This window comes from Sediminibacterium ginsengisoli, assembly GCF_900167075.1.
GTDB lineage: Bacteria > Bacteroidota > Bacteroidia > Chitinophagales > Chitinophagaceae > Sediminibacterium > Sediminibacterium ginsengisoli.
This window is the reverse complement of sequence record NZ_FUWH01000003.1, coordinates 483,453-506,217: the sequence shown is the minus strand read 5'-3', so window position 1 is coordinate 506,217 and position 22,765 is coordinate 483,453. Positions and strand designations below refer to the sequence as shown.

Below are 22,765 nucleotides of genomic sequence, written 5' to 3'. Positions count from 1 at the left end.
TTTAGTGAAAATTAGAAGGCCGGCCTCAGTGCTGTTCCCTGCTGATCTTTTGCAGGAACTCCCTTTCTTCTTCCGTGAGCTGGTCATAACCAACCTGGTTGATCTTATCGAGAATGATATTCAGCCGCTGTTCGGTAACATTGGCCACTTTCTGATAGGGCGGGCGGTCTGTTTTATAGAATTGCCTGTTGCTCTCGGTTTTGGTATGTTTTTTTTCCGGGCTGAACAGGTCATCGAACCAATTGGCGAGATTAACCATCCACATACTCCAGTCGCGTCCTTTTTTCAGCTGCCATGTAAATAAAAAGCCCATGGCTATACCAGCCAGATGAGCAGTAAACACAGGCAGGTTACGGGAAAGCGGCGCAAGGTCCACTATGGCAAAAACAGCCGCAATAACCCAGAGCGGAATTCCGCCGCCGATCATCAGCAGCACACGGTATTGCGGCGCTATGATAGTAGTTGCCGTAGCTACAGCCATAACAGCTGCGCCGGCACCCAGCATTTCATTACCGGCAAATCCACCCAGATTGGCTGTGAGCAGGAATACCAGCGCACCGGCCAATCCGCCGTATAAATAAACAGGGATCAGCTTATTGTTACCCGAGAGATCCTGAAGGATGAACCCGAAAAGCCACAACCAGAGCATATTACCCAATACCTGCCAGAAACTGAAATCGCTGAACATATAGGTCAGCAAGGTCCAGGGTTTGGTCAGCAGCACATTTGCATCTGCGGGCAACGTAAACCAGTGAAGGATCTGTTGCTGAAACTGCCCGTCCGGCGCACTCGTGAGATCATACGCTACTTTTATAAAGAGAAGCGAAACAAATACCAGTGAATTGATCGCAAAAAGGGTTACCAGTGAATTATTATCCTGGCCCAGTAAAACCTTTCTGTTTCTTTTGTACGGATCCCTGTTCATATCGGTATTTCTTTGGGTGATTTTGATGTTGACCTCTTAGTACATTGTCCGGCGGTTTGTCTTATTCCAGGTGATCACGATCAGCAGCCCTACCAGTGCACCGCCGATATGCGCCCATCTTGCCACATTATCGCCGGCTGAATTCTGGATGGCAAAAAATACTTCGTAAGTGAAATAGATAAGCCCCAGCCATTTTGCCTTGATAGGAACCAGGAAATAGAGGTAGATATAGGTATTAGGGAAAAGATATACGAATGCTGCCAGCACCCCGAATACCGCACCGCTCGCTCCCAGCGTAGCTGTATTAAGTCTTTGCTGGTAGTAGGTGGTAACCGTTTCATAAAGCTGGCGGGTAATGGCCGGATCTGCGGGATTGAGCCGCAGCCAGCTGTTGAGTTGCGGATCGTTTGCAAATGGCATTTCCTGCGCCCTTGCAAACCGCATGATCGCTTCCGTGAGTTCAGGTGATGCCGTCATATGCAGCGCAGAGAGGTTATCATACTGTTTCATCAATGGCACCAGTTCGTAACTGAGGAACAACAAGTGTATCAGCGCGGCGCCAAGACCGCAGATCAGGTAGAAAGTGAGAAATCGTTTGGAACCCCATACATTTTCAAGCACGGAGCCAAACATCCATAAACCGAACATATTACCCAGTATATGGCTGAAGTTGGCGTGCATGAACATATGCGTAAGCAGCTGCCAGGGCTTGAAAAGCGGGCTCTGCCAGGCATGCAGGGCAAAAAGGTTGTCGAAATCGATAGCAGGATTAAGGCCTCCGCCCAGGCTTTTCTGGGCAAGAAAAAACAACCCGTTTATGATAAGCAGGTTCTTTACAATGGTAGGCAATATCTCAAATCTGCTGGGTCTGAATTCTGTCATAAATAAGGCGCCGCGGCCGTCTTTTAATATTATCTGTATTCTTCCTTCAATTTCAGCTGCGCAATATTTTCTATGTGCAGCGTATGCGGGAACATGTCTACCGGCTGGATCTTCTCCACGTTGTATTTCTCATTGAGCAGTGCCAGATCCCTGGCCTGCGTTGCCGGGTTGCAACTTACATATACAACAGTTGGTGCTGCAATGTCGAGCAGTTTTTTAACAAGCTTTTCATGCATTCCTGCCCTCGGAGGATCTGTAATTACCACATCCGGCTTGCCATGCTGTTCAAAAAATGCATCATCACAGATATCGATCACATCACCCGCAAAAAATGCCGTATGATCCAGCCCGTTCAAGGCTGCATTTTCCTTTGCATCCGCAATTGCGTCTTCCACCACTTCTACTCCTACTACCTTTTTAGCGCCCCTGCTCAGGAAAATACCGATACTGCCGGTTCCGCAGTAGAGGTCGTACACCACCTGGCTTCCATCCAGTTCCGCATATTCTCTTGTAATGCTGTATAATTTCTCTGCCTGCCTGGTATTGGTCTGGAAAAAGGACTTGGGACTGATCTTGAACCTGAAATCTTCCAGCTGTTCATAAATATAACCTTTGCCCTGGTACACCTGCGGATCGAGGTCGTAAAGACTGTCGTTCCTTTTCCCGTTGATCGTATATAATAAAGTAGTGATCTGCGGAAATTGCTGTAGCAGCTGGTCGAGTAACTGTATCCGGCGGACTTTGTCTTCATAACCCAGCACCAGGTTTATCATCAGTTCGCCGGTTGTGGTATTGCGGACAAACATATTCCGCAGCCAGCCGGTATGTCTTTTAATATCGTAAAAAGGCATGCAGTGCTCCAGCCCGAAAGCAGCAACGGCTTTACGGATGAGGTTAGTGGGTTCATCCTGCAGGTGGCAGGTATCGATCTCTACCACTTTATCAAAGAAGCCACGCACATGAAAGCCTGCCGCGCCCGGCTGTGCATCCGGGTCGATACCTTCCTCCTTCATTTTACGGAACTGGTCAGATGGAATGAATTTACGCGTGGCAAATGTGTATTCCATTTTATTCCGGTAATGACGGGTCTGTTCTGCCCCCACGATCGGGGCTATGGCCGGGAGTGAAATGCGGCCGATGCGGGTCAGGTTATCGCTCACCTGGCGCTGTTTGTATGCCAGTTGCTTTTCGTAAGGGAGCATCTGCCACTGGCAGCCACCGCAGATGCCGAAATGATCGCAGAAGGGCTGTACCCGGTCTTTTGAATATTCCCGGATCTGTATGGCCTGGCCTTCTGCCCAGTCCTGCTTGTTCTTGCCAAGACGGATGTCCACCACATCGCCCGGAACCGCGCCTTCGATAAAAACGACCTTGCCGTCTACCCGGGCAAGCGATTTCCCTTCTGCGGCATAGTCTTCCACGAGTACCTGCTCCAGGATGATTGGTTTCTTTTGCTTTCTCACCCTGCAAATGTAGCCCCGATTATCAGGATTTAAAGCGATAAAGGGCATTAGATTTATTTGACAGCTGATTAACGTTGCCGATCGGCTATTTAATTAATTTTACTGCCCAACATCATCACTATGCGTTCTATTATTGCTTTTTTACTTTTTGCCGCTTCTTTCGTTTCTGTTACCGCACAACAGAAAACGCCGGCCAAAGCGCCGGCAAAAACACCTGCTGCCACTTCCGCGGCTTCAAAAGGCCGGAATATCAGCATTACACTTACGCCGCTTAAGAATACCAAAGTGTATCTCGGCAGCTATATGGGAAAAAGTATGGTGCTGATGGATTCTGCCGTGCTCAATGATAAAAGCCAGGGCGTTTTCAAAGGACCCAATAAATTAACCGGCGGGATCTATTTCGTGGTATCCCCGCAGATGACCATTCAGTTCGATCTGCTGATGGATGATAAACAACAGTTCAGTATTTCCGGGGATACGGCGCTCAAACAAAACGCGATGATCACCGGTTCTATGGAAAATGACCTGTTCAGGGCTTATTCGCAGTTCTCGGCTGTAAAGGGGAAAAAAAGACAGGAGCTTGAGGCCGCTTACCACGCTGCCACCACCAAGGCCGATTCTACCCGCATTGCGGAAGAACTGACCGTTGTAGGTAAAGAAATACAGCAATACCGCGACGACATCACACAGAAATATCCGAATACATTGCTGGCCATGCTTTTCAATACCATGAAGATCCCGGCCACTCCGGCAATCCCGGTTGTGAAAGGCAAGCCGGATTCGCTGTACCCTTACCGTTTTGTAAAAGATCATTACTGGGATGATGTATCGTTCAACGACGATCGTCTGCTCCGCACACCGTTCTTTGAACCCAAACTGGATGATTATTTTAAATACTATGTGTCTCCGGAACCTGATTCCATCATCCAGGAAGTAAAATATATGCTGCTTACAGCCAGGACCGGCAAGGAGATCTATCCTTACCTGCTCACGAAATTCACCAACAAATACATGACCCCTGAATACATGGGCCAGGACAAAGTATTTGTTTACCTGTTCGAAAATTTTTACGCCAAGGGCGATACCATGCTGCTGAATCCTGCATCGCGCAAGACCATTACGGAAAGAGCTTATTTCCTGATGGCCAACCAGCTCGGCCAGCCGGCCCCGGCGCTGGATCTTACCGATACGCTGGGTAAAACCGCATCACTTTATAATATCAAAGCGCCGTTTACAGCCGTGGTATTCTGGGACCCCAACTGCGGCCATTGCAAGGAAGAGATCCCGCGCCTGGATTCGCTGTATAAAGCCCGCTGGAAAAAACTCAATGTTGCCATTTACAGCGTAAACATTTATGAGAATGAGATCCCGGCCTGGAAAAAATTCCTCAGGGAACATAAAATAGAAGGCTGGATCCAGGCTTACGAAACAAAAGCCGCCAAGGAGGCCGGCGAAAAAGCAGGTAAAGCCAATTACCGCCAGCTGTACGACATCACGAAAACCCCAACCATGTACCTGTTGGATAAGGATAAAAAGATCATTGCCAAACAACTCAGCCTCGAGCAGTTCGATGACCTGATCACAGCCAAATTAAAAGCTTCAGGACAATAACAACTGACACGAACTGATAGATAAAAACTATCGGCAGATAGAAAATAGCTATGATTGTCTATCAGTAAAAACCCGAGTTTTGCGCCTCGATCGGGCCAGTTACGGCCCATTGCCAAGCCATAAGAAGGTCACCCAATTTCAGTATTGTAAAAAATCAATCACAATATGAGCAACAGAGTATTATCTATCGGAAGCCAGTTTCCTGCGTTTAAAAAGAAAGCAGTGGTTTCTATCGAGAAAGGAAAAGAGTTTATCGAACTGACCAATGAATTTGCAGCCGCAAAAGGAAAATGGACTGTTATGTTCTGGTGGCCGAAGGATTTCACATTCGTTTGTCCTACAGAAATTGCCGAGTTCAATAAAAAGCACAGCGACTTCACAGACCGTGATGCCGTGCTGATCGGCGCTTCTACCGATTCTGAGTTTGTACACGCAGCATGGAGAAGGGATCACGCAGATCTGCGCGACCTGAAATTCCCGATGCTGGCAGATACATCAAAATCACTGGCGGAAGAGCTGGGTATCCTGGATGCAGAAGAAAAGATCGCTTACCGCGCTACTTTCATCATCGATCCGCAGGGCATCGTTCGCTGGGTTAGCGTATACGATCTGAATGTAGGCCGCAGCGTACAGGAAGTGATCCGTGTACTGGATGCATTACAGACAGATGAACTTTGCCCCTGCAACTGGAGCAAAGGCGAAGAAACCCTGACTGCGCAATTGAACATGAACTAATCCACCAACGCGGCGATGCCGCTTTAATGGATAAACTTTTTAATAATGAGTGAAGTAGCTATACAGAACGAAACATTCGTGAATTTGCTGAATGAACTGCAGATCCCGGAATACAACGTTTCCGCCAATGCACAAACCCTGCTGGATGTGGATGCGCGTTATATCAAGGACCTGAAGATCAACGTAAGCAATGTATTGAGCAATGCGCAGTATCTCAGCAGGAAAGAATCCCTGTTGCTGGCATACTCCGTTGCAGTGAACGAAAAGTTCGACCTGCTGAAGGATAGCTTCAGCAAACAGGCCCGGGAAGCAGGCGCAACGGAAGCGGAACTGGCAGAGATCGTTGCCTGCACGTCGCTGATGAATACCAACAATGTATTCTATCGTTTCCGCCATTTTATGGGCAAGGATTTTTACAGCAACCAGCAGGCGGGCATCAAGATGAGCATCATGATGAACCCGGTTCTGGGTAAGGAATTCTTTGAGCTGGTAAGCCTGGTTGTTTCATCCATCAACGGCTGCGAAATGTGCGTAACCTCACACGAGCAGTCGGTGCTGAAACATGGTAGCAGCGAATCGCGTGTGTTTGAAGCTGTTAAATTAGGCGCTGTGATCAAGGGTCTGATTACTGTTCTTTCCTGATAAAGTTCAAGAAGAGCCCATATTAAAGGCAGCCGCAAGGCTGCTTTTTTTATGTCCGCACATCAAACCTGAAAAACAAAATCAGGTATAAATACGCGTAGAAATACAGTGTTGCAGCAAGGTCATTCGGTCAAATTGCAGGTAACCAAAACACTATTTATGCCCAACTACACTTTACCCGCTCCCGGCACACATTTCATTACGCTGGCGGCGGCGGTTGCCATGACCACACTTTACCGCAACGAACGCGAGCAGATCCTGCAGCCGGAATACCGGGGGAAAAACCTGCTTTGTACCAGTGAAACATTTTCTCTGTCCGACCTTAATGCCCTGCTTCAGGAACCAGGTTGTGCGGGATTCCGCATTTATTACGGAATGAAGGAGGATAAAACAGTTCATGCCATCCTTGTAGGCACAGATGCCACAGGTAACGACCTGCTTCCAACCGTGAAAACCACGGGTGAAATTACCGCGAAAAATGATGGGGACGATTCCCTAATATTACAGGAAGGTCAACGGTGTCCGCCGCTTTGCCCCGATCCGTCACCATTAAATCCGTAACCTGATGCCGCATATATGGGTAGTAATTCTAAGTTTCAGTATTCTGCCTGCCGCCGTTATCTGTGCTGCGCGGTACAATACAATGCTGAGAACTTACTACCCATTTGCTTATCTCACCTGGCTATCGCTGGTGAACGAGGTGATCAGTGTGTTTTCAACGGCTTATTCAGGCAGTAATGCGGTAAACAACAACCTGTATATCCTGGCAGAATGGCTGCTGGTGGTCTGGCTCATGCATAATTGGTTCATGAAGCGGAAAAGAAAGATCTTTTACATAATAACAGGAGCTCTGCTGGCATTGGTATGGCTGGCAGATACTTTCTTCATCGGCAGTATCCATCGCTTCAACAGCATTTTCAGGATCTGCTATTCACTGGCGATCGCATTTATGGCCATTGATCAGTTCAATGCGCTGATCGTAATGGGGCGACACCGCCTTGCCACCAATGCAAGATTCCTGATCTGCTGCGGCCTGATCTTCTATTTCGTTTATAAAGCGATACTGGAGGTATTGTTCATGCTGGATCTGAGCGATTCCGCACATTTCCAGCGGATCATTTTCCAGGCCATGGCTTACATCAATGTGATCTGTAATCTCATTTATACAATCGCCAGTTTATGCATTCCGACGAAACAAAGATTTACATTGCCCTACTTGTAGCCATTGCCCTGATAGCGGTCTTTCTGCTGTTCTTTATCATCACTATTGTGTCTTACCAGAAGAAATACCAGCATTTATCACGGCAGCTGGTGCTTACGGAGATCCGCACGCTGGAACAGGAAAGAAGGCATATCGCCGCAGAGCTGCACGACGATTTCGGTCAGATCCTGTCCGTGATCAGGCTCCAGCTGGGCACATTGCGGGTTGCCGGCGATGAGGACCGTGAAGTGATCCGCCATGCGACCGGGCTGATCAACGATACCCTGGGGCGGGTGAGAGCTATGAGCGAAACACTGATGCCGCAGACTTTTTTCCGGAAAGGCTCTGTGAAAGGCATTGAACATTATATCCGGGAAATGAACCGTACGCAATTGCTGCAGATCGGGCTTTTCTGTACGGAAGAACAGTTTTTCAGCAGCCAGGAAAAAGAACTGCATCTCTTCCGCATCATCCAGGAGCTGATCAATAATACCATCAAACATGCAGCAGCTACACAAATGGACATTACCATTTACCAGGAGAAGAACATATTACACGTGTTTACGGAAGACAATGGCAAAGGTTTCGATCAGCGCAAAGTAATGAATGCAGGTCTGGGTTCGGGGTTGCGTAATATTCATAACCGGGTGGAACTGCTCAACGGGCACATCTTTTTACAAACAGAACCGGGCAACGGCACCCGGTTTGAAATACAATTACCGCTATTATGAAAAATCAAAAAATAAAGGTCCTGATAGCGGATGATCACGTGATTTTCAGGGAAGGGCTGAAAATGCTGCTGAAACCTGTAAAGCAGATCGAACTGGCCGGCGAGGTTTCCGATGGCCGCGAGCTGATCTCTTTTGCCGAGAATGAACTTCCGGATGTGATCCTGACCGATATTAAAATGCCGGTGATCGACGGCATTGAAGCAACCCGCAAACTCTGCCGGCTTTTTCCCACAGCCAGGATCATTGCGCTTTCCACTTACAGTGATGAACACCTGATTATAGAAATGCTGGAGGCGGGAGCCCGTGGTTACGTGCTGAAAAATGCAGATACCGACGAAGTGGTTACCGCCATTAAAACCGTTTATGAGCATAAACCTTATTTTTCGCAGGAGATTACCCAGAGCCTGCTCAAAATAGTAGTGGAAAGGCAGCACCTGCTGAAAGAAGAAGCACCCCTGCTGTCTGAACTGGAAAAGGATATTATCCGTTTTATCTGCCGGGAAATGACCAGCAAACAGATCGCCGAAAGGCTCAATACCAGCCAGCGGACAATAGAAGGTTTCCGGGTAAAGATCATGAGTAAAACAGGCGCACGGAATGTGGCCGGCATCATCACTTACGCGCTTCAGCACGGGATCTATAAGGAAGATTCCTGACTTAACAGCCTGCCGGACAGAAAATAGTACCGTTTTGACTAATTTTTAACCACTGTGGTGCGGGCAATTCTATTATTTTTGCCCCTTGTATTGCTATTTTTAGCGCAACTAATTCAAAACGATGAAAAAAACACTACTACTACTGCTGGGAATATCCGCTGCCGTACTGGGCATGGCGCAGACTGAAACCAAGACGAAGACCGATTGGAGCAAGATTGATATCAGCAGCAGATCTGCCGACCATTTGATGCTGCAGTTCGGATCAGACAGCTGGACCGGCAGGCCCGACAGTGTAAGAACCGGCGGATTCAGCAGGCACTTCAACTTCTATTTCATGTTCGATAAGCCTTTCAAAAGCAACCCTAAGTTCAGTGTAGGACTGGGTGTGGGTATCGGCGCCAGCAATATGTTCTTCAAGAACACCAAGGTGGACGTAAGATCCAATACGGCGAAGCTGCCATTTACCAATGTGGACAGTGCAGATCATTTCAAGAAATTCAAGCTGACCACCATGTACCTGGAAGCGCCGGTAGAACTGCGTTATTACGCAAACCCGGCCAATCCTAACAAATCATGGAAGGCTGCACTGGGTGTGAAGATCGGAACGCTTTTAAAAGCCTATACAAAAGGCAAGGACCTCGTTACCAAGAATGGTGCTTCTATCTACGGAACTTCTTATATCGAAAAGGAAAGCAGCAAACGTTTCATTAACGGAACCATGCTGGCAGCAACGGCAAGGGTAGGTTATGGTATCCTTTCACTGGATGCCGGTTACCAGATCACAGGGGTGCTGAAAGACGGAGCGGGTGCAGACATGCATAAATTCTCCATCGGTATTACCATCAGCGGATTGTAATCACCACCAATACCATATTTTTTACAAAACCCCGGCTGGTCCGGGGTTTTGCTTTTAGGACGGCTATCTTTATAAGAAAAAAACATGGCAGGTATTCCATTCCGGGTGATTCAATGGTCAGATATAGTTGCAACCGAACACAAAGGAGAAACAGGAACTGCATTCTGGCAAACCGTTCAGGAAAACGGACTCCGAGTGCGGGTCGTAAGTTATGAAGCTGGATACCTTGCCGATCACTGGTGCGCGAAAGGGCATATTGTACACTGCCTGGAAGGGAGTTTTACCAGCGAGCTGGCCACCGGGGAACGGTTTGAATTAACTGCGGGAATGACCTATATCGTATCCGATGATATGAGCTCGCATCGTTCCGAAACCGCGCAGGGTGTGAAGCTGCTGATCATTGACGGGGATTTTCTGAAAACGGATACAAACGCTTAAATCCTATCCCATTCAAGCTCATTCGCCCGCTATAAAGTACCTTTGCCTAAAATAATCAGGCGTTGATCGAGAAAAAACAAATAATACAGCGTGAAGAAACGGCGGTGCTGGTAGCTGTGATACAGAAAGACCAGACCAGTGAGCAGGTGACTGAATACCTGGATGAACTGGCATTCCTGGCAGAAACAGCCGGAGCCATCGCAACAAAAAGGTTTGTACAGAAAATGGCGCACCCTGACAGCCGCACTTTTGTGGGCAAGGGTAAGCTGGAAGAGATTGCAGACTATGTAAAGTCTAAAAATACCGATCTGGTGATCTTCGATGATGAACTGACGGGATCACAGATCAGTAATATAGAAAAGGAACTGAACGTAAAAGTGATAGACCGGAGCGATCTGATCCTCGATATTTTCGCCCGCCGGGCAAGGACCGCACAGGCTAAAGTACAGGTGGAACTGGCCCAATACCAGTACCTGCTGCCACGCCTCAAAGGGATGTGGAAACACCTGGAAAGACAGGGTGGCGGTATCGGTACCAGGGGCCCGGGTGAAACGGAGATCGAAACGGACAGGCGTATTGTAAAGGACAAAATTTCGCTCCTGCGCAAAAGACTGGGCGAAATAGACAAGCAATCCTTTACCCAACGTAAAGAGCGCGGCGAGCTGATCCGTGTGGCGCTGGTGGGTTATACCAACGTGGGCAAAAGCACGATCATGAACCTGCTGAGCAAAAGCGATGTTTTTGCCGAGAACAAGTTGTTTGCCACACTCGACACTACAACCCGCAAGATCGTTTTTGAGAATACACCATTCCTGCTGAGCGATACCGTCGGTTTCATCCGCAAGCTGCCCCACCACCTGGTGGAAAGCTTTAAAAGCACGCTGGATGAAGTGCGCGAGGCAGATATCCTGCTGCATGTGGTAGACGTATCGCACCCGCAGTACGAAGACCAGATCGGCGTAGTGAACAAGACTTTGCAGGAACTGAAGGCCTTCGACAAGCCCATACTCACCATCTTCAACAAAATGGACCTCTACGAACAGCGTACGTTCGACGAATGGCTGGAAGACGAGGTAAAACAGGAGATCCTGCTGGAGCTGAAAGAAAAATGGGAGCTGGCCACCGAGAACAACAGTATTTTCATCTCGGCGCTGGAAAGAAAAAATATTGATGCTCTGCGGGAAATGATCCTGAATAAGGTACGGGATATGTACCGGATCCGCTATCCGTATAAAACCGTGCATTTCTGATATGACCGGAAAGAAGATGAACTGGCACAAGGTTGCCGATACACCACAGATGCTGAACTGGCAGGATAACCGGATGTGCATTACAGAAGCAGGCGGCAAAACGCTTACCCTGGCTCAATTTCAAGACCAGATCTATGCTTTCGCCCATAAATGCCCCCATGCCAGCGGAATTATGGCGGATGGCTTTATAGATGCCACCGGCCAGGTGGTTTGCCCGCTCCACCGTTACCGTTTCAACATGCAGAACGGCCGGAACACAAGCGGCGAGGGCTATTACCTGAAAACCTACCCGGTAGAACAGCGGGAAGACGGCCTTTATATCGGTTTTGAAGAAAAAGGTCTGTTCGGATTCTGATTTTTTTGCAAACAGATTTTGCCGGAATACATTTTTCCCTATTTTTGCAACCCCGAAAGGGTAAAACGGTATTCCCAAATAGCTCAGTTGGTTAGAGCATCTGACTGTTAATCAGAGGGTCGCTGGTTCAAGTCCAGCTTTGGGAGCGAAAAAGAGTTACAATATTGTAGCTCTTTTTTTATTCTGTACTGCCCCCGGACGTAACCGCACGCATTTATTTCAAATTATACCGTTGATATTAATTTATTTTTTCCTGACCGGATACTTTTTCAAATTCCGCTCCCAGGCATCAAAAATAGCATGCTCTTCTTTTGTTAGCTCCCGCTGATACCTGACCTCTACCTTGATCGTGAATTTTGGTGAAACAACCTGGTTAAGAGAAATTTCAAACGGACATGCAGCGTTTGAACGTCGCTCCAGATATCTGGATATATGAAAGATCGATCCTTCGTTTTGACAGGAAGTCAGCAAATGCACAATATGATGCCTCGCCTCCATACTTAAATCAAGCTTACGATATTGCTCCTCGTATGTGTACTGTAAACGCTTGTATTTAATATTATTAATAATGGTATCGCTGATCCATTTTAGCGAATCAGCTTTTTGCTGTTCTGCAAACGAATAAAAATTCCAGCCCAAATAAACCGGCATTGAATCTGCCTGTATGTATTTTCTGGTGAACTTACTTCGGGCGGAAAGCGATGGATATTCATAAAAAGAAAGTGTACGAAGGTCTATAAAATAAACATACAACAACTCTGCAAAACCTTCTCCACCCTTTGAATATGGATTGGTAAAAGTGTACTTATACACCGGAAATAACACACTGCTATCCCTGTAATAAATCAGGCGATGCCCCGTCTCTCCGGGCAGATATGGAATGTACCTGTTCTGTTTTTCATCCAGCTGATCAACAGACTGCATAATCACGCCCGACTTTTTAAACTGGCCGGAAGAAAAAGTTGCAATAAACATTCCTAATATGAGAATTGACACTCTTTTCATTATAGTAAGTTATGGGAAAAATGCAGAAGCATCCCCAGCAGCATATCCTGTGAATACAGGACCGGAGCCGTAGTCAACTATTGAGACAAATGCGGAAACAGACATTGACACATGTGTATTTCGCGATGTAAAACTCAAGGAATTGCCGGTTTCCGTATGGCTCATACCAGCTGGGCCCTGAAAACTCGATGAATGGCTTTTACGACCGGTAAACGTAGCAACAAGTCCGGAACTGCGGCTTCCCGTTAATACATCTGTAGACCATACTGTCCAAGCTATCCCAAGTGAGTCATAGCTACGAACAGGCCATACCTTAGTAACTTCTAAATTTGCATCCGTAATATCAATATCTCCACCACCAACTCCATCAATCAGCTCGTCATACTTTTCACCTTCGCACCCCAGAAGCTCTGTATCAACAAGTTCGCAATTGAATACGTCTGGGGTTGTTGTTTCGAAACATTCATAATGGGCAAGATACCAGCATGTCTGCGTATTTATTTGCTTGCTTTGACTGTTCGTAGACTTTAAGGCAAGTGCAGGGTTGTTTTCTCGTTTTATATAGGCTTTCCCATTTTCATATTTCAAATTACGGATTCGGTTTCCGTCCCAATCATCTTCGGTTACAAAACCAGAGAATCCGTAAGAAGGGTTATCAAGAAAAGCCTTACTTGGGTATTTAGTCACTACTTTAATGGATGATTGACCTTGCCTGTTAGTACAAACAAGCAGGTAACTTTGTTTTTCGAGCGACATTCGTTCTCCGCTACCGAAGTTCGTTTCAACTGTGTAATTCTTCTCGTATTTGAGCGGCACGATTACGATATTCAGATTATCATCGACTACCCTGTATGCCCTATCCCACAATGGTTGTTTGTGGTATTTTTGTTTTGCATTGGGATCAATAGCAGATTCAAATACTTCTCTTGCTGCTGTAGTCTGAGGTGAACGCGAGAAACCCTCATTCAACGACACTATCACCTTCTCATCTGATCGCGCCGAAAGATCTGTGTTTTTTTTACAAGACCAAGTGTTTATTGCAATTGCAAAAATTGCAAAAAGTACAATATTTTTTTTCATGGCTGTTTTTAAGTATTGAATTGTAAGTGTTTCATATAGGGCATAGCATGCCGGCTTCACTAATGAAAGAAACTTTTGTATCGGAAATAAATCTTAGGGGGGGAAAACACAACTAATATATAAAATATATGTCGTGAAAATGTTTTTTTATTCTTTCTTACGAATTAATGAACGGCTCCGCCGTTATTCGCTGGTCACATTTGTAACGTTAATGCACGTCTATGTTATGCAGCATATCCGCTCATTACTTTGAGATAAAAGATAAAAGAACAGATGTTCCATAACTTTCGGAAAGTTCTGGAACTTTCCGAAAGTTATCCGGCATTCTCCTTCAAAACATAACTCGTACTCCTTCCACCGGCATCTTCCCGGGTCAGTATATTTTTTTCGATCAGATCGTTGATATCACGCAGTGCGGTATCAGCAGAACACTTTGTAATCTTAGCCCATTTTGAGGTATTGAGCTTGCCTTCAAACTTATCAAGCAATTTATTCAGCATGAGGCGCTGCCGGCTATTGAGTTCAATACCGGCAACTCTTTCCCAGAATCCCGCCTTACGGTGAACTCCTTTCAGCGTATCCTCCACTTTATGGAGCGCGCGGCCAAGACAACCCAGAAACCATTCCAGCCAGGCAGTGATATCAAGACTTCCCTTTTGCGTTTCTTCCAGTATTGTGTAGTAGCTGTTACGTTCCGTACGGATCTGTGCCGACATACTGTAAAAACGCTGTGATGTTTCGTCGGCCCTTGAAAGCTGCATATCGGCGATAGCCCGCGCGATCCTCCCATTTCCATCTTCAAACGGATGAATAGTAACAAACCATAAATGTGCAACAGCTGATTTGAGAACAGGGTCTATCTCCTGACTTTTGTTGAACCAATCAAGGAAAGCAGTCATTTCACCGTTAACCAATACCGCTTCCGGTGCCCGGAAATGTATTTTCTCTCTGCCAAAGGCCCCGGAAACAACCTGCATAGGACCATTCTTTCCGGTACGCCATGCCCCCACAGTAATTTTATGCAACCCGCTCCGACCGGTTGGGAACAAAGCGGCCTGCCAGCCATATAAACGTTCGTCCGTCAGAGGCTGCGCGTATCGCTGGGTGGCATCGAGCATCATTTCTACAACACCTTCAATATGCCTGTCAACCACTTCTACTCCCGCAACTTCCATTCCGAGGTGCCTGGCAATTGATGACCGGACCTGGTCGGAATCCAGTATCTCGCCTTCAATTTCGCTTGATTTGATAACGTCAAGTGTAAGAGTTTCCAACAGTGCTTCCTCGCGCATGGAAAAGCCCATGGCTTCCATCCGGCCTAATAGCCTGCCTTGCCTGTACCTTATGTCGGCCAGTATTCCAGCTATTTTTTCGCTGTCCCATGAGAATTGGGGCCAATTGTGGCGTTCGTGAATATACATAGAACTATTCCCCGCATTTTATGCGTCAAATATAGCATCTATTCTCCGCATGAACTAATTATTTGCCGCATTTTTTGCGGAGAATGAGGAGGTTATTCTCCGCATGAACCCGTTAACTTTTGGAAAGTTTTTAACTTTCCAAAAGTTGTCTTAGTCATAAATAATTTTCCTTAGTGTCTTCGCATTCTCCTCTTTATGAGCTTTGATGCGATCCACGATGGCCTCATTCACTACCGTTAAATCCCTGAGCCTTTCCGGAAGCATGGTGATGGTTGTTTCCATTTTGGAAACCAGGTAGTCTGTGTATTGCTGGAAGACTTCGGGCTTAAAATCCTGCCTTTGTTTATAATTCAGGAGGTAATCGATTTCCAGGTTGATATTCCTGATCTCGAGGCGGAGGCGGTTAATGAAACGGGTATAGTCGCTGCTGATGATCTGGAAGGTATCGGGCGAGAACAGGATGGAAGATTCCATGATCTTCATTTTCTGGAGATGCAGGCTCGATGGAATTCCCTTGCTCAGATCAAACGATTTTAATACCTGCAGGTTGGCAATACAATGCCTGGTCAGGTCTTCCAGTTCGCTGGATAAAAGTTTGAGCTGGTCTTTATGCTTTAAAGACTTATCGGAGCGCCTGGTTAAAAGCGAGCTCACAAACTGGAACAAGGTTGTAAGCAAAACACCGGCAAGGATGAGAACTACTTTTTCAACTATGTCCATACCGGCATCGGGCTGAGTTTGTAACATGTAGGGCATATACCTGGATTTGCAGGTTCAATTTAACCCGATCCTGGTTCAGAACGTAATATTAACTTTTGGAAAGTTCAATAACTTTCCAAAAGTTACCTGGTCCAAAATCAGGAAATAACCGGCTCTTCCCCTGCCGCATCACTGATCACCATTTCTTCTCTTACTTCAATGTTCTTCGATTCTGTTTTCGGTTTCCTTTCTGCTTTTACAGATTTGAATACCTTTATTTTTTCCAGGTCAATTTTATCCTGCATGATGCTGTTCAGCGCCTGTGAAATTTCTTCGTCGGTACATTTTTCATTATACCGGGCTTTGATGATCTTCCTCAATTCGTCCGTGATCTTTTTTGAATAAAGCATGCCTGCAATCGTCATTTTATTAAGCGCTTCGCATCGGTTCCACAATGCTTTCAGGCTCTTTTTCTGGATGGCGTCGCGATGCAGGTACTGGATCAGTTCTGCCGCCTTTTTAAATGAAGCGGCATCTGAAAGGTCAACGGTAAACATAACACGGGAGTCTATCGGTTTGCCGAAAATGATCCGGTGTAATTCCAGCGTTTTTCCATTGGTAAGTATGGCCCAGTCAATGCCTTCATTGGCACCGTAGTCTACTGTTTGCCTGAGATGCTTTGTAGACAACTGTAGCGAAAGTGCTTTTACCTCCACCAGGAAATGCCGCACGCCGCCCAGCTGTATAACGTAATCTGCATAAGTTCCCTTGATCATATATTCCGTTTTGATCTCTTCAATGGGTTTATAACCCAGCACTTCACACAGGAAATGATTGATCATTAAACGGGTACCCGATTCATCAAGATCCGAAAGTCCGCGGTCCAGGTATTGCTTCTTGTAGGTTTTAAGTCCGTTAAGGAGTTTTATCTTTTTGGAAGGAGTCAGCATGGTTGGTTGTTTTAGTAATGATCAGTTAACCCATCAAAATGAAATGGATTCAGGACTGCAACCTACTTCTTTCGATCCCGTATTTTTTACGGGAACCCGTAGCGTAGTAAGGGCTTAGCAGAAATTAAGAATCCCTGAACGAGTAGCCGTTCAGGGATTCATTTTGATGTATTGTGCGGTTCTAAATTACTTCATCCAGCTTCCTTAACATCTGCAACCAACTCGGATATGCCCCCGTTTTCTTCGCTAACTCTTCCGAAACAGTTTGCCTGAGTTGCAGTTTTGTTTTTTCACCTTCCGCAATAAAGGTTACAGTAACCATTGTTTTTCCCGGCCAGTCGGCATCCATGCCAATATCTGCAGGATTGATGGGATTACCGTTTTCATCCGCATTCTCCATGGTAAATACGAGCTTCTTATTGGGAATAATCTCTTTGTATTCACCGATACACCAGCAGTCGCCGAACTGCGGGTTGGAAATGCAGGAATGAAAGCGGCCGCCGGTTTTAATTTCCAGTTCTTTAAAATGAATGGTGCATCCGTCGGGGGCATACCATTGCATTAGTTTTTGGGGATCCGTCCATGCATTGAAAACGCGTTCAACACTGGCGTTAAAAGTTTCTTCTATGAGAACTTCCTTGTTACTGATTACATTTTCCATGGTTTTATTTTTTATTGATTGATTTTAGTTCATTGGGTCTCCTGGCAGACAGATTTCCATCAATGGATGGCTGATGTATTGATAGCTTCCGCTGCTGTCTCCCGGAGGGGGCTCAGCGCAGCTTTTGTCGTTCTCAATCTGCTTCTGAACTCCAGTCCGTAAGAACCCCCTGTTATTTGTAGCCGGTTATTGAATCCGGGAGCCACTATCCCTCATTGATCATTTCCTGCCTGCTTTTCCTTTTTTTGCTGGCGTGCGTTTCGCGGCCTGCAATTCTTCCTGCTCAATAAATCTTTTAAGTGATTTCATCCGGCCCGTCCAGAGTTTATGGTATTCTTCCACCCACTCATATACTTCATTCAGCTTTTCCAGTTTTACTTCACAATAGCGTTCACGGCCCTCTTTGCGGATGTTCAGCAAGCCACATTCTGAAAGGATCTTCAGATGCAGGGAAATAGCCTGCCTCGTATGATCGAACTGCTCTGCGATGGCATTTACATTCACCGGCTGCTTTGCAACCATTCCTATAATGGCCCTGCGTGTCGGATCCGCGATGGCCTGAAAAACATCTCTGCGTGCTTCCATATTATGCAAGTAAGTGCTTGCAAATATAAATAGGAAAGCAATTGCTTGCGCAATAGTTGTAATTTTTTTTCCCGTTCCTGTGCTCTTTCTATTTAACTGATTGATTTATAGAATTTATGAAAACAAAAAGCCGCAGATATATCATCTGCGGCTTCCTTATTTATTATATAATCGATCATTTAATCTCTTTCAGCAGCGCATTTACCGCCGCTTCCAGCTGCTGATCTTTCCCTTTGATCACTACATCATATTCGTTCATCAGTTTAATATCTGGTTCTGTCTGGTGGTTTTCCAGGTACTGGCCTTTCATATCCTTACAGCCCAGTGGCGGAACACCCCAGCGTACACTGTTGTCCTGCAGCGATTCCCAACCTGCAAATGTGCAGGTTCCGGGCACCGGCATACCTACCAGTTTACCCAGCTTCAGTTCCTGGTAAGTGTATGCATAACAATGTCCATCGCTGTAATTCGCTTCGTTGGCGAGAGAAATGCTTGGCTTGGTCCAGCGGAAGTTTGGTTCATAACCATTACTCCTGTTATCTGTTGTGTAGTCCATGAATTTCTTGCCGCTCAGGAACATAGCGAGGTCCGCAACCAGGTCGCCGCCGCCGTTGAAACGGGTATCGATCACAATACCTTTCCGCCCTGCATATTTGCCCATTACTTCTTCGTAAGTGGTTCGGTAAGCGCCGTCGTTCATGCCCGGAATATGTACATAGCCAAGCTCGCCATTACTCAGTTTATCCACTTCATCCTGGTTCTTTTTCACCCAGCGTTTGTACAGTAAACCGTTTTCTTCGCCCAGTGATACCGGTTTAATGGTGATCTCTTTTTTAGTTGTTCCGTCCAGTACGCTCAGCAATGTCAGTTTGCCTGCCTTGCGGTTGAGGTATTGGGCCAGGTCTTTGTCGGCGGTGATCGCCTCACCATCTATCGCTTCGATGATCATGCCGGGTTTGATGCTGATGGCTGCTTTATCCAGCGGACCATCTTTAATGATCTCTTCGATCTTAACGCCGGCGCCTTTATACGACTGGTCATAAAACGCGCCCAGCGAAGCCGTAGCATCGCCGCCGGAACTGAAATTACTGTAGCTCGATCCGCTGTGGCTTACATTCAGTTCACCCAGTAATTCACTCAGCATTTCGGAGAACTCGTAATTATTGCCGATATGCGGCAGGTATTTTTCATAATCTGCCTTGTAGCTGTCCCAGTTAACGCCATGCATGCTGGCAGTGTAGAATGTTTCTTTTGTTCTGCGCCATACGTGCTCAAACATGAATTGTCTTTCTGCGGCTACATTCAGCAGCATTTCGCCGTTGATGCTTACAAAGTCTCGTTTGCCTACATTCGGATCGATCCTTGAAATACCTCCATCCGTAGAAAGGAACATGTATTTCTGGTCTTTGTCCCATACCAGGCTTCCGCCGCCGGCATTCAGCGTGAGCAGCATTTTTGTTTCTTTTGTACGAAGATTGGTGGTCCAGAGATTGGTGCCCTTTTCAAAACGTGCGAGGTAGTAAAGGTTCTCGCCGTCTTTGCTCACCAGTGCATCGCTGAGAGACGAAGAGTGAATGGTGAGTTTGGTTTTACGTGTGGTAAGCGCATCCCAGTCGATCACAACACTGTCTTTCTTTACTTCTTTCTTCTTCGAGGTATCTGCTTTGGCTTTGTTATCTTCTACATCTTTCAGCAGTGCGGCATCTTCTTTGCTCAGTTTGAAACGATCAAACGCGTCCTGTGTAAAGAACAGCGCATATACATCGCTTTGTGCCCCGCCGCTTTGTGCTACCGATTTCAGACCATCACGGTTACTGAACCACAGCATTGCTTTTCCGCCCATGATCCATTTTGCACGGCTGTCGTTAAACCCGCTTTCGGTAAGGTTGATCACTTTGCCTTTTCCATCGGCCTGTACCAGGCCTACTTCGCCCGGCGCAATTCCCGGAACGGCATAATCGAAGAGGATCCATTTGCTGTCGGGGCTCCACTGGAAATACTGGTCATTATCACCCATGGAGAATAATTCCTTATCGGTTAAGATCGTTCGTGTCTGTTTGGACGCTTTGTTATAGATACGTAGCGTCATCCTGTTCTCGATATACGCGATCTCTTTGCCATCGGGCGAATATACCGGCTGATAATTTTCTTTCTCGTTCACAACCACCGGTGTTTCTTTCAGGAGTGTGGATGCGTAGAAATAGGGTTCTTCTTCTCTTACAATCTTTGTTTCGAAGATCTTCCAGCTGTTGCCGCGCTCCGAGGCATAAAGCAATGTTTTGCCGTCGGGCGAAAAACTTACCATTCTTTCCTGTTCGGGTGTATTGGTGATTCGTTTGGTTACGCCACCTTCCACACTGCTTACAAATACTTCGCCGCGTACAATGAATGCCACTTCTTTTCCGTTGGGCGATACGGCGAGGTCGCGTGCACCGCTGTTAACCGGAACTACTTTTTCGTTATTGCTGCGTGCATCGGCTGTAATGGCAACTGCTACTTTCTGTGGTTTGCCATTCGCTTTCTGGGTGTAGAGTTCTCCATCGTAGCTGTAACATAATGTACCATCACCGGCTACGCTGAGGAACCGCACCGGGTGTTTTTTAAACGTGCTGATCTGCTGCGATTTGCCACCATCAACACTCATTTTATGTACATTGAAGGATCCGCTTTCTTCGCTGAGATAGTAAAATGCCTTATCGTTATCTGTGAACACCGGTGTTCTGTCCTCCCCGGTAAAGCTGGTTATTTTTTTATGCGTGCCCGCTTTGGTATCATATACCCAGATATCCCGTGCAATTGCCGATGTCTGGTGTTTGCGCCAGGTGTTCTCCCCGCCTTTTTTATCGTGATAGATGAGATATTGTCCATTCCGGCTCAGCTTCACATCTTCTGCAGGCGTTGAAAGTACCTGTTCTACGCGACCGCCGTTCACGGATACTTTATACAGCTCCGGCTGGGATCCCGTCGGGAATGTTCTGTTGCTGGCAAGATCCATACGCGAAGACCCGAACAGGATACTTTTGTCGTCTGCAGAAAATTCATACGGATATTCTGCCGCTGAATGATAGGTTACACGTTTTGCTTCACCGCCGTCAGCAGGAATCACAAACACATCGAAATTGCCGTAACGGTCGCTGGCAAATGCGATAGACTTGCCATCATGGCTCCATACCGGCATAAAATCATGCGCTTCATGCAGGGTGAGCGGCACAGCATTACCACCGGCAGCCGGCACACGGTACAGGTCTCCTTTATAGGTAAATACGATGGTTTTGCCATCGGGAGAGATGGCGCTGTAGCGCATCCAGCTGGGATTCTGCTGCGCGAAAATCTGCAGGCCGGAGAGCACGGCCATGCACAATAGGATCGTTTTTCTCATAAGTATGTAAATGAGCAGGTAAGTTAAGCAAGAAAATTATACCTGCATCGCCGTACAACACAACGTAAAGACAACCCGTTTACAGTTATCTACTGAATCGTAACCGACAATTTCAGCGATGGGCTTACTTGTTTGAAGAACCCTGTAAAAAGTAATTCGGGCTCAAGAACGGCTACACCGGATAATAACCCGCCGATGGACAACTTTTTAGTATTCGGATCCAGCCAGTCGCCCTGGCGCCTTACGAGGTAACCGAACGACATATTGGTATAGGCAACAACTGCACTTCCCGCCCCTTCGCGCTGGTAACGGAACTGGTAACGGAGCGTCACGAAATCATTCCGGTCTGTAAGTAGTTTATTGGCAGCGTCTTTCGAGAAAAAGAAATAGGGTTCCCAGAGTAAACGCCACTCGGACCGGCCGTAAGAATACGTTTTAAACAGCTTGATCCCCAGTGCCGCAGAGGCCAGCCAGGTGCCGCGGGCATATTGCATACCGGCAGCTATCACCGGTTCCCAGCCAAACGGTCTTGCCCATGCATAATTTTCCACCCTGTATGGAGAAATGCGTTTGTGTTGTACAAAATCGTAAATGCCGTAGTAACGGGTGTAGGCGTTTGTTTTCGGGTTGCGCTCCAGTTGTTTTGCCATATCGGCCAGCAACAGTTCATGCACGTTTTTCATCAGGTAGCCGGGCTCGAATGTGGCAATGTCTTCGATATTATTAAGAATGAACATCACCGCATAAGCCCTGCCTTTTTTGAAGCTGCCGGTTGGCTGGTAAGACATGACCGAATCGGCGAATAAAGTAATACGTAAAGTATCCTGGTCGGTTTTCAGCTGGGAAAGCTCGCCGTTGTTGTATGCGAAATAATCAGCCGGTGGCTGATGCGTGGTGATCCGGATCTTATCGGTTTTGCCTTCACAAACCACGTCTACCCTTTTTGTTGAAAGCGGATCACTCAGGCTGTCTTTCAGCGGTGCAAGCTTTTGGTGCACCTGTACAAGCAGCGAGTCGAGATCGGGCAGGTAACGAAGCTGGTAAATGGCAGACATTTCAAATACCATCCGGTTGCCTTTCGGGAGCAGGAAATCGAAATTATTGGAATAGCCACGCGGTTTGGGGGAGTTGAAGATCGTTTCGGAAATTTTGGGCGGATTATACCCGTAAGTCACATTCTGGGCATTCAGCACAACAGAGCCGGCACAAATGGAAAGCAGTAGTAATAATCGTCTCATTG

General features: G+C 46.7%; 23 protein-coding genes and 1 tRNA gene. 12 read left to right on the top strand and 12 right to left on the bottom strand.

What is annotated here, in order from left to right; genetic code table 11:
* Nucleotides 1-25: 25 nt before the first annotated feature.
* From B5D42_RS07950 to rlmD, 3 genes are read right to left on the bottom strand one after another with little or no spacing between them, the layout of a single operon-like run.
* On the bottom strand, nt 26-925 hold the full coding sequence (locus tag B5D42_RS07950) for a rhomboid family intramembrane serine protease (protein ID WP_078830918.1): 900 nt from the start codon (nt 923-925) through the stop codon (nt 26-28).
* Between the two features lie 36 nt (nt 926-961).
* A complete protein-coding gene (locus B5D42_RS07945) occupies nt 962-1,807 on the bottom strand; it encodes a rhomboid family intramembrane serine protease (protein WP_078830917.1) in 846 nt (281 codons plus the stop codon).
* A gap of 29 nt (nt 1,808-1,836) precedes the next feature.
* Entirely contained in the window at nt 1,837-3,270 is a 1,434-nt protein-coding gene (rlmD, locus tag B5D42_RS07940) for a 23S rRNA (uracil(1939)-C(5))-methyltransferase RlmD (RefSeq protein WP_245825605.1), read from the bottom strand.
* Nucleotides 3,271-3,390: 120 nt separating this feature from the next.
* Here rlmD and B5D42_RS07935 point away from each other — a divergent pair, with 120 nt between their 5' ends.
* The 12 genes from B5D42_RS07935 to B5D42_RS07880 all read left to right on the top strand — a co-directional run bounded on the left by B5D42_RS07935 (nt 3,391) and on the right by B5D42_RS07880 (nt 11,891).
* A complete protein-coding gene (locus B5D42_RS07935) occupies nt 3,391-4,881 on the top strand; it encodes a TlpA family protein disulfide reductase (RefSeq protein ID WP_078830915.1) in 1,491 nt (496 codons plus the stop codon).
* A 165-nt stretch (nt 4,882-5,046) separates the two neighbouring features.
* Nucleotides 5,047-5,616 carry a peroxiredoxin gene (locus B5D42_RS07930; protein ID WP_078830914.1) on the top strand — a complete coding sequence of 190 codons (570 nt, stop codon included), beginning with the start codon at nt 5,047-5,049 and terminating at the stop codon, nt 5,614-5,616.
* Nucleotides 5,617-5,661: 45 nt separating this feature from the next.
* The gene (locus tag B5D42_RS07925; RefSeq protein WP_078830913.1) at nt 5,662-6,258 is read left to right on the top strand and encodes a carboxymuconolactone decarboxylase family protein; all 597 of its coding nucleotides are present in this window, start codon (nt 5,662-5,664) and stop codon (nt 6,256-6,258) included.
* A 159-nt stretch (nt 6,259-6,417) separates the two neighbouring features.
* A complete protein-coding gene (locus B5D42_RS07920) occupies nt 6,418-6,819 on the top strand; it encodes a hypothetical protein (RefSeq protein ID WP_078830912.1) in 402 nt (133 codons plus the stop codon).
* Between the two features lie 4 nt (nt 6,820-6,823).
* Nucleotides 6,824-7,480, top strand: a complete 657-nt coding sequence (locus B5D42_RS07915; protein ID WP_139367049.1) for a hypothetical protein — start codon at nt 6,824-6,826, stop codon at nt 7,478-7,480.
* Nucleotides 7,438-8,190, top strand: coding sequence for a sensor histidine kinase (locus B5D42_RS07910; RefSeq protein WP_078830910.1), 753 nt, complete (start codon nt 7,438-7,440; stop codon nt 8,188-8,190). The genes B5D42_RS07915 and B5D42_RS07910 overlap by 43 nt, the downstream gene beginning before the upstream one ends.
* Entirely contained in the window at nt 8,187-8,846 is a 660-nt protein-coding gene (locus B5D42_RS07905) for a response regulator transcription factor (RefSeq protein ID WP_078830909.1), read from the top strand. Before B5D42_RS07910 ends, B5D42_RS07905 begins: the two co-directional genes overlap by 4 nt.
* Before the next feature lie 121 nt (nt 8,847-8,967).
* Nucleotides 8,968-9,702 (top strand): outer membrane beta-barrel protein, encoded by a 735-nt coding sequence (locus B5D42_RS07900; protein ID WP_078830908.1) that lies wholly within the window; start codon nt 8,968-8,970, stop codon nt 9,700-9,702.
* An 84-nt stretch (nt 9,703-9,786) separates the two neighbouring features.
* Nucleotides 9,787-10,140 (top strand): DHCW motif cupin fold protein, encoded by a 354-nt coding sequence (locus tag B5D42_RS07895; protein WP_078830907.1) that lies wholly within the window; start codon nt 9,787-9,789, stop codon nt 10,138-10,140.
* A 62-nt stretch (nt 10,141-10,202) separates the two neighbouring features.
* A complete protein-coding gene (gene hflX / locus B5D42_RS07890) occupies nt 10,203-11,390 on the top strand; it encodes a GTPase HflX (protein ID WP_078830906.1) in 1,188 nt (395 codons plus the stop codon).
* A gap of 1 nt (nt 11,391) precedes the next feature.
* Complete coding sequence (locus tag B5D42_RS07885) at nt 11,392-11,745, top strand: Rieske (2Fe-2S) protein (RefSeq protein ID WP_078830905.1); 354 nt, start codon at nt 11,392-11,394, stop codon at nt 11,743-11,745.
* A 72-nt stretch (nt 11,746-11,817) separates the two neighbouring features.
* Nucleotides 11,818-11,891 (top strand) — tRNA-Asn (locus B5D42_RS07880).
* Nucleotides 11,892-11,988: 97 nt separating this feature from the next.
* On the opposite strand, the gene B5D42_RS07875 is transcribed toward B5D42_RS07880, so the two are convergent.
* From B5D42_RS07875 to B5D42_RS07835, 9 genes are all read right to left on the bottom strand, one after another.
* Nucleotides 11,989-12,750 carry a hypothetical protein gene (locus tag B5D42_RS07875; protein ID WP_078830904.1) on the bottom strand — a complete coding sequence of 254 codons (762 nt, stop codon included), beginning with the start codon at nt 12,748-12,750 and terminating at the stop codon, nt 11,989-11,991.
* A 9-nt stretch (nt 12,751-12,759) separates the two neighbouring features.
* Nucleotides 12,760-13,830: a hypothetical protein gene (locus B5D42_RS07870; protein ID WP_078830903.1), complete on the bottom strand. Its 1,071-nt coding sequence runs from the start codon at nt 13,828-13,830 to the stop codon at nt 12,760-12,762.
* Nucleotides 13,831-14,144: 314 nt separating this feature from the next.
* Nucleotides 14,145-15,251, bottom strand: coding sequence for a Fic family protein (locus B5D42_RS07865; protein WP_078830902.1), 1,107 nt, complete (start codon nt 15,249-15,251; stop codon nt 14,145-14,147).
* Nucleotides 15,252-15,401: 150 nt separating this feature from the next.
* Nucleotides 15,402-16,007, bottom strand: coding sequence for a hypothetical protein (locus B5D42_RS07860; protein WP_139367048.1), 606 nt, complete (start codon nt 16,005-16,007; stop codon nt 15,402-15,404).
* A gap of 101 nt (nt 16,008-16,108) precedes the next feature.
* Nucleotides 16,109-16,900 (bottom strand): type I restriction enzyme HsdR N-terminal domain-containing protein, encoded by a 792-nt coding sequence (locus B5D42_RS07855; protein WP_078830900.1) that lies wholly within the window; start codon nt 16,898-16,900, stop codon nt 16,109-16,111.
* A 181-nt stretch (nt 16,901-17,081) separates the two neighbouring features.
* On the bottom strand, nt 17,082-17,561 hold the full coding sequence (locus B5D42_RS07850; RefSeq protein ID WP_078830899.1) for an SRPBCC family protein: 480 nt from the start codon (nt 17,559-17,561) through the stop codon (nt 17,082-17,084).
* A 219-nt stretch (nt 17,562-17,780) separates the two neighbouring features.
* Nucleotides 17,781-18,146, bottom strand: coding sequence for an ArsR/SmtB family transcription factor (locus B5D42_RS07845; protein ID WP_078830898.1), 366 nt, complete (start codon nt 18,144-18,146; stop codon nt 17,781-17,783).
* 175 nt (nt 18,147-18,321) lie between these two features.
* Nucleotides 18,322-21,525, bottom strand: coding sequence for a S41 family peptidase (locus tag B5D42_RS07840; protein ID WP_078830897.1), 3,204 nt, complete (start codon nt 21,523-21,525; stop codon nt 18,322-18,324).
* Nucleotides 21,526-21,614: 89 nt separating this feature from the next.
* The gene (locus tag B5D42_RS07835; protein ID WP_139367047.1) at nt 21,615-22,763 is read right to left on the bottom strand and encodes a hypothetical protein; all 1,149 of its coding nucleotides are present in this window, start codon (nt 22,761-22,763) and stop codon (nt 21,615-21,617) included.
* Nucleotides 22,764-22,765: the final 2 nt, after the last annotated feature.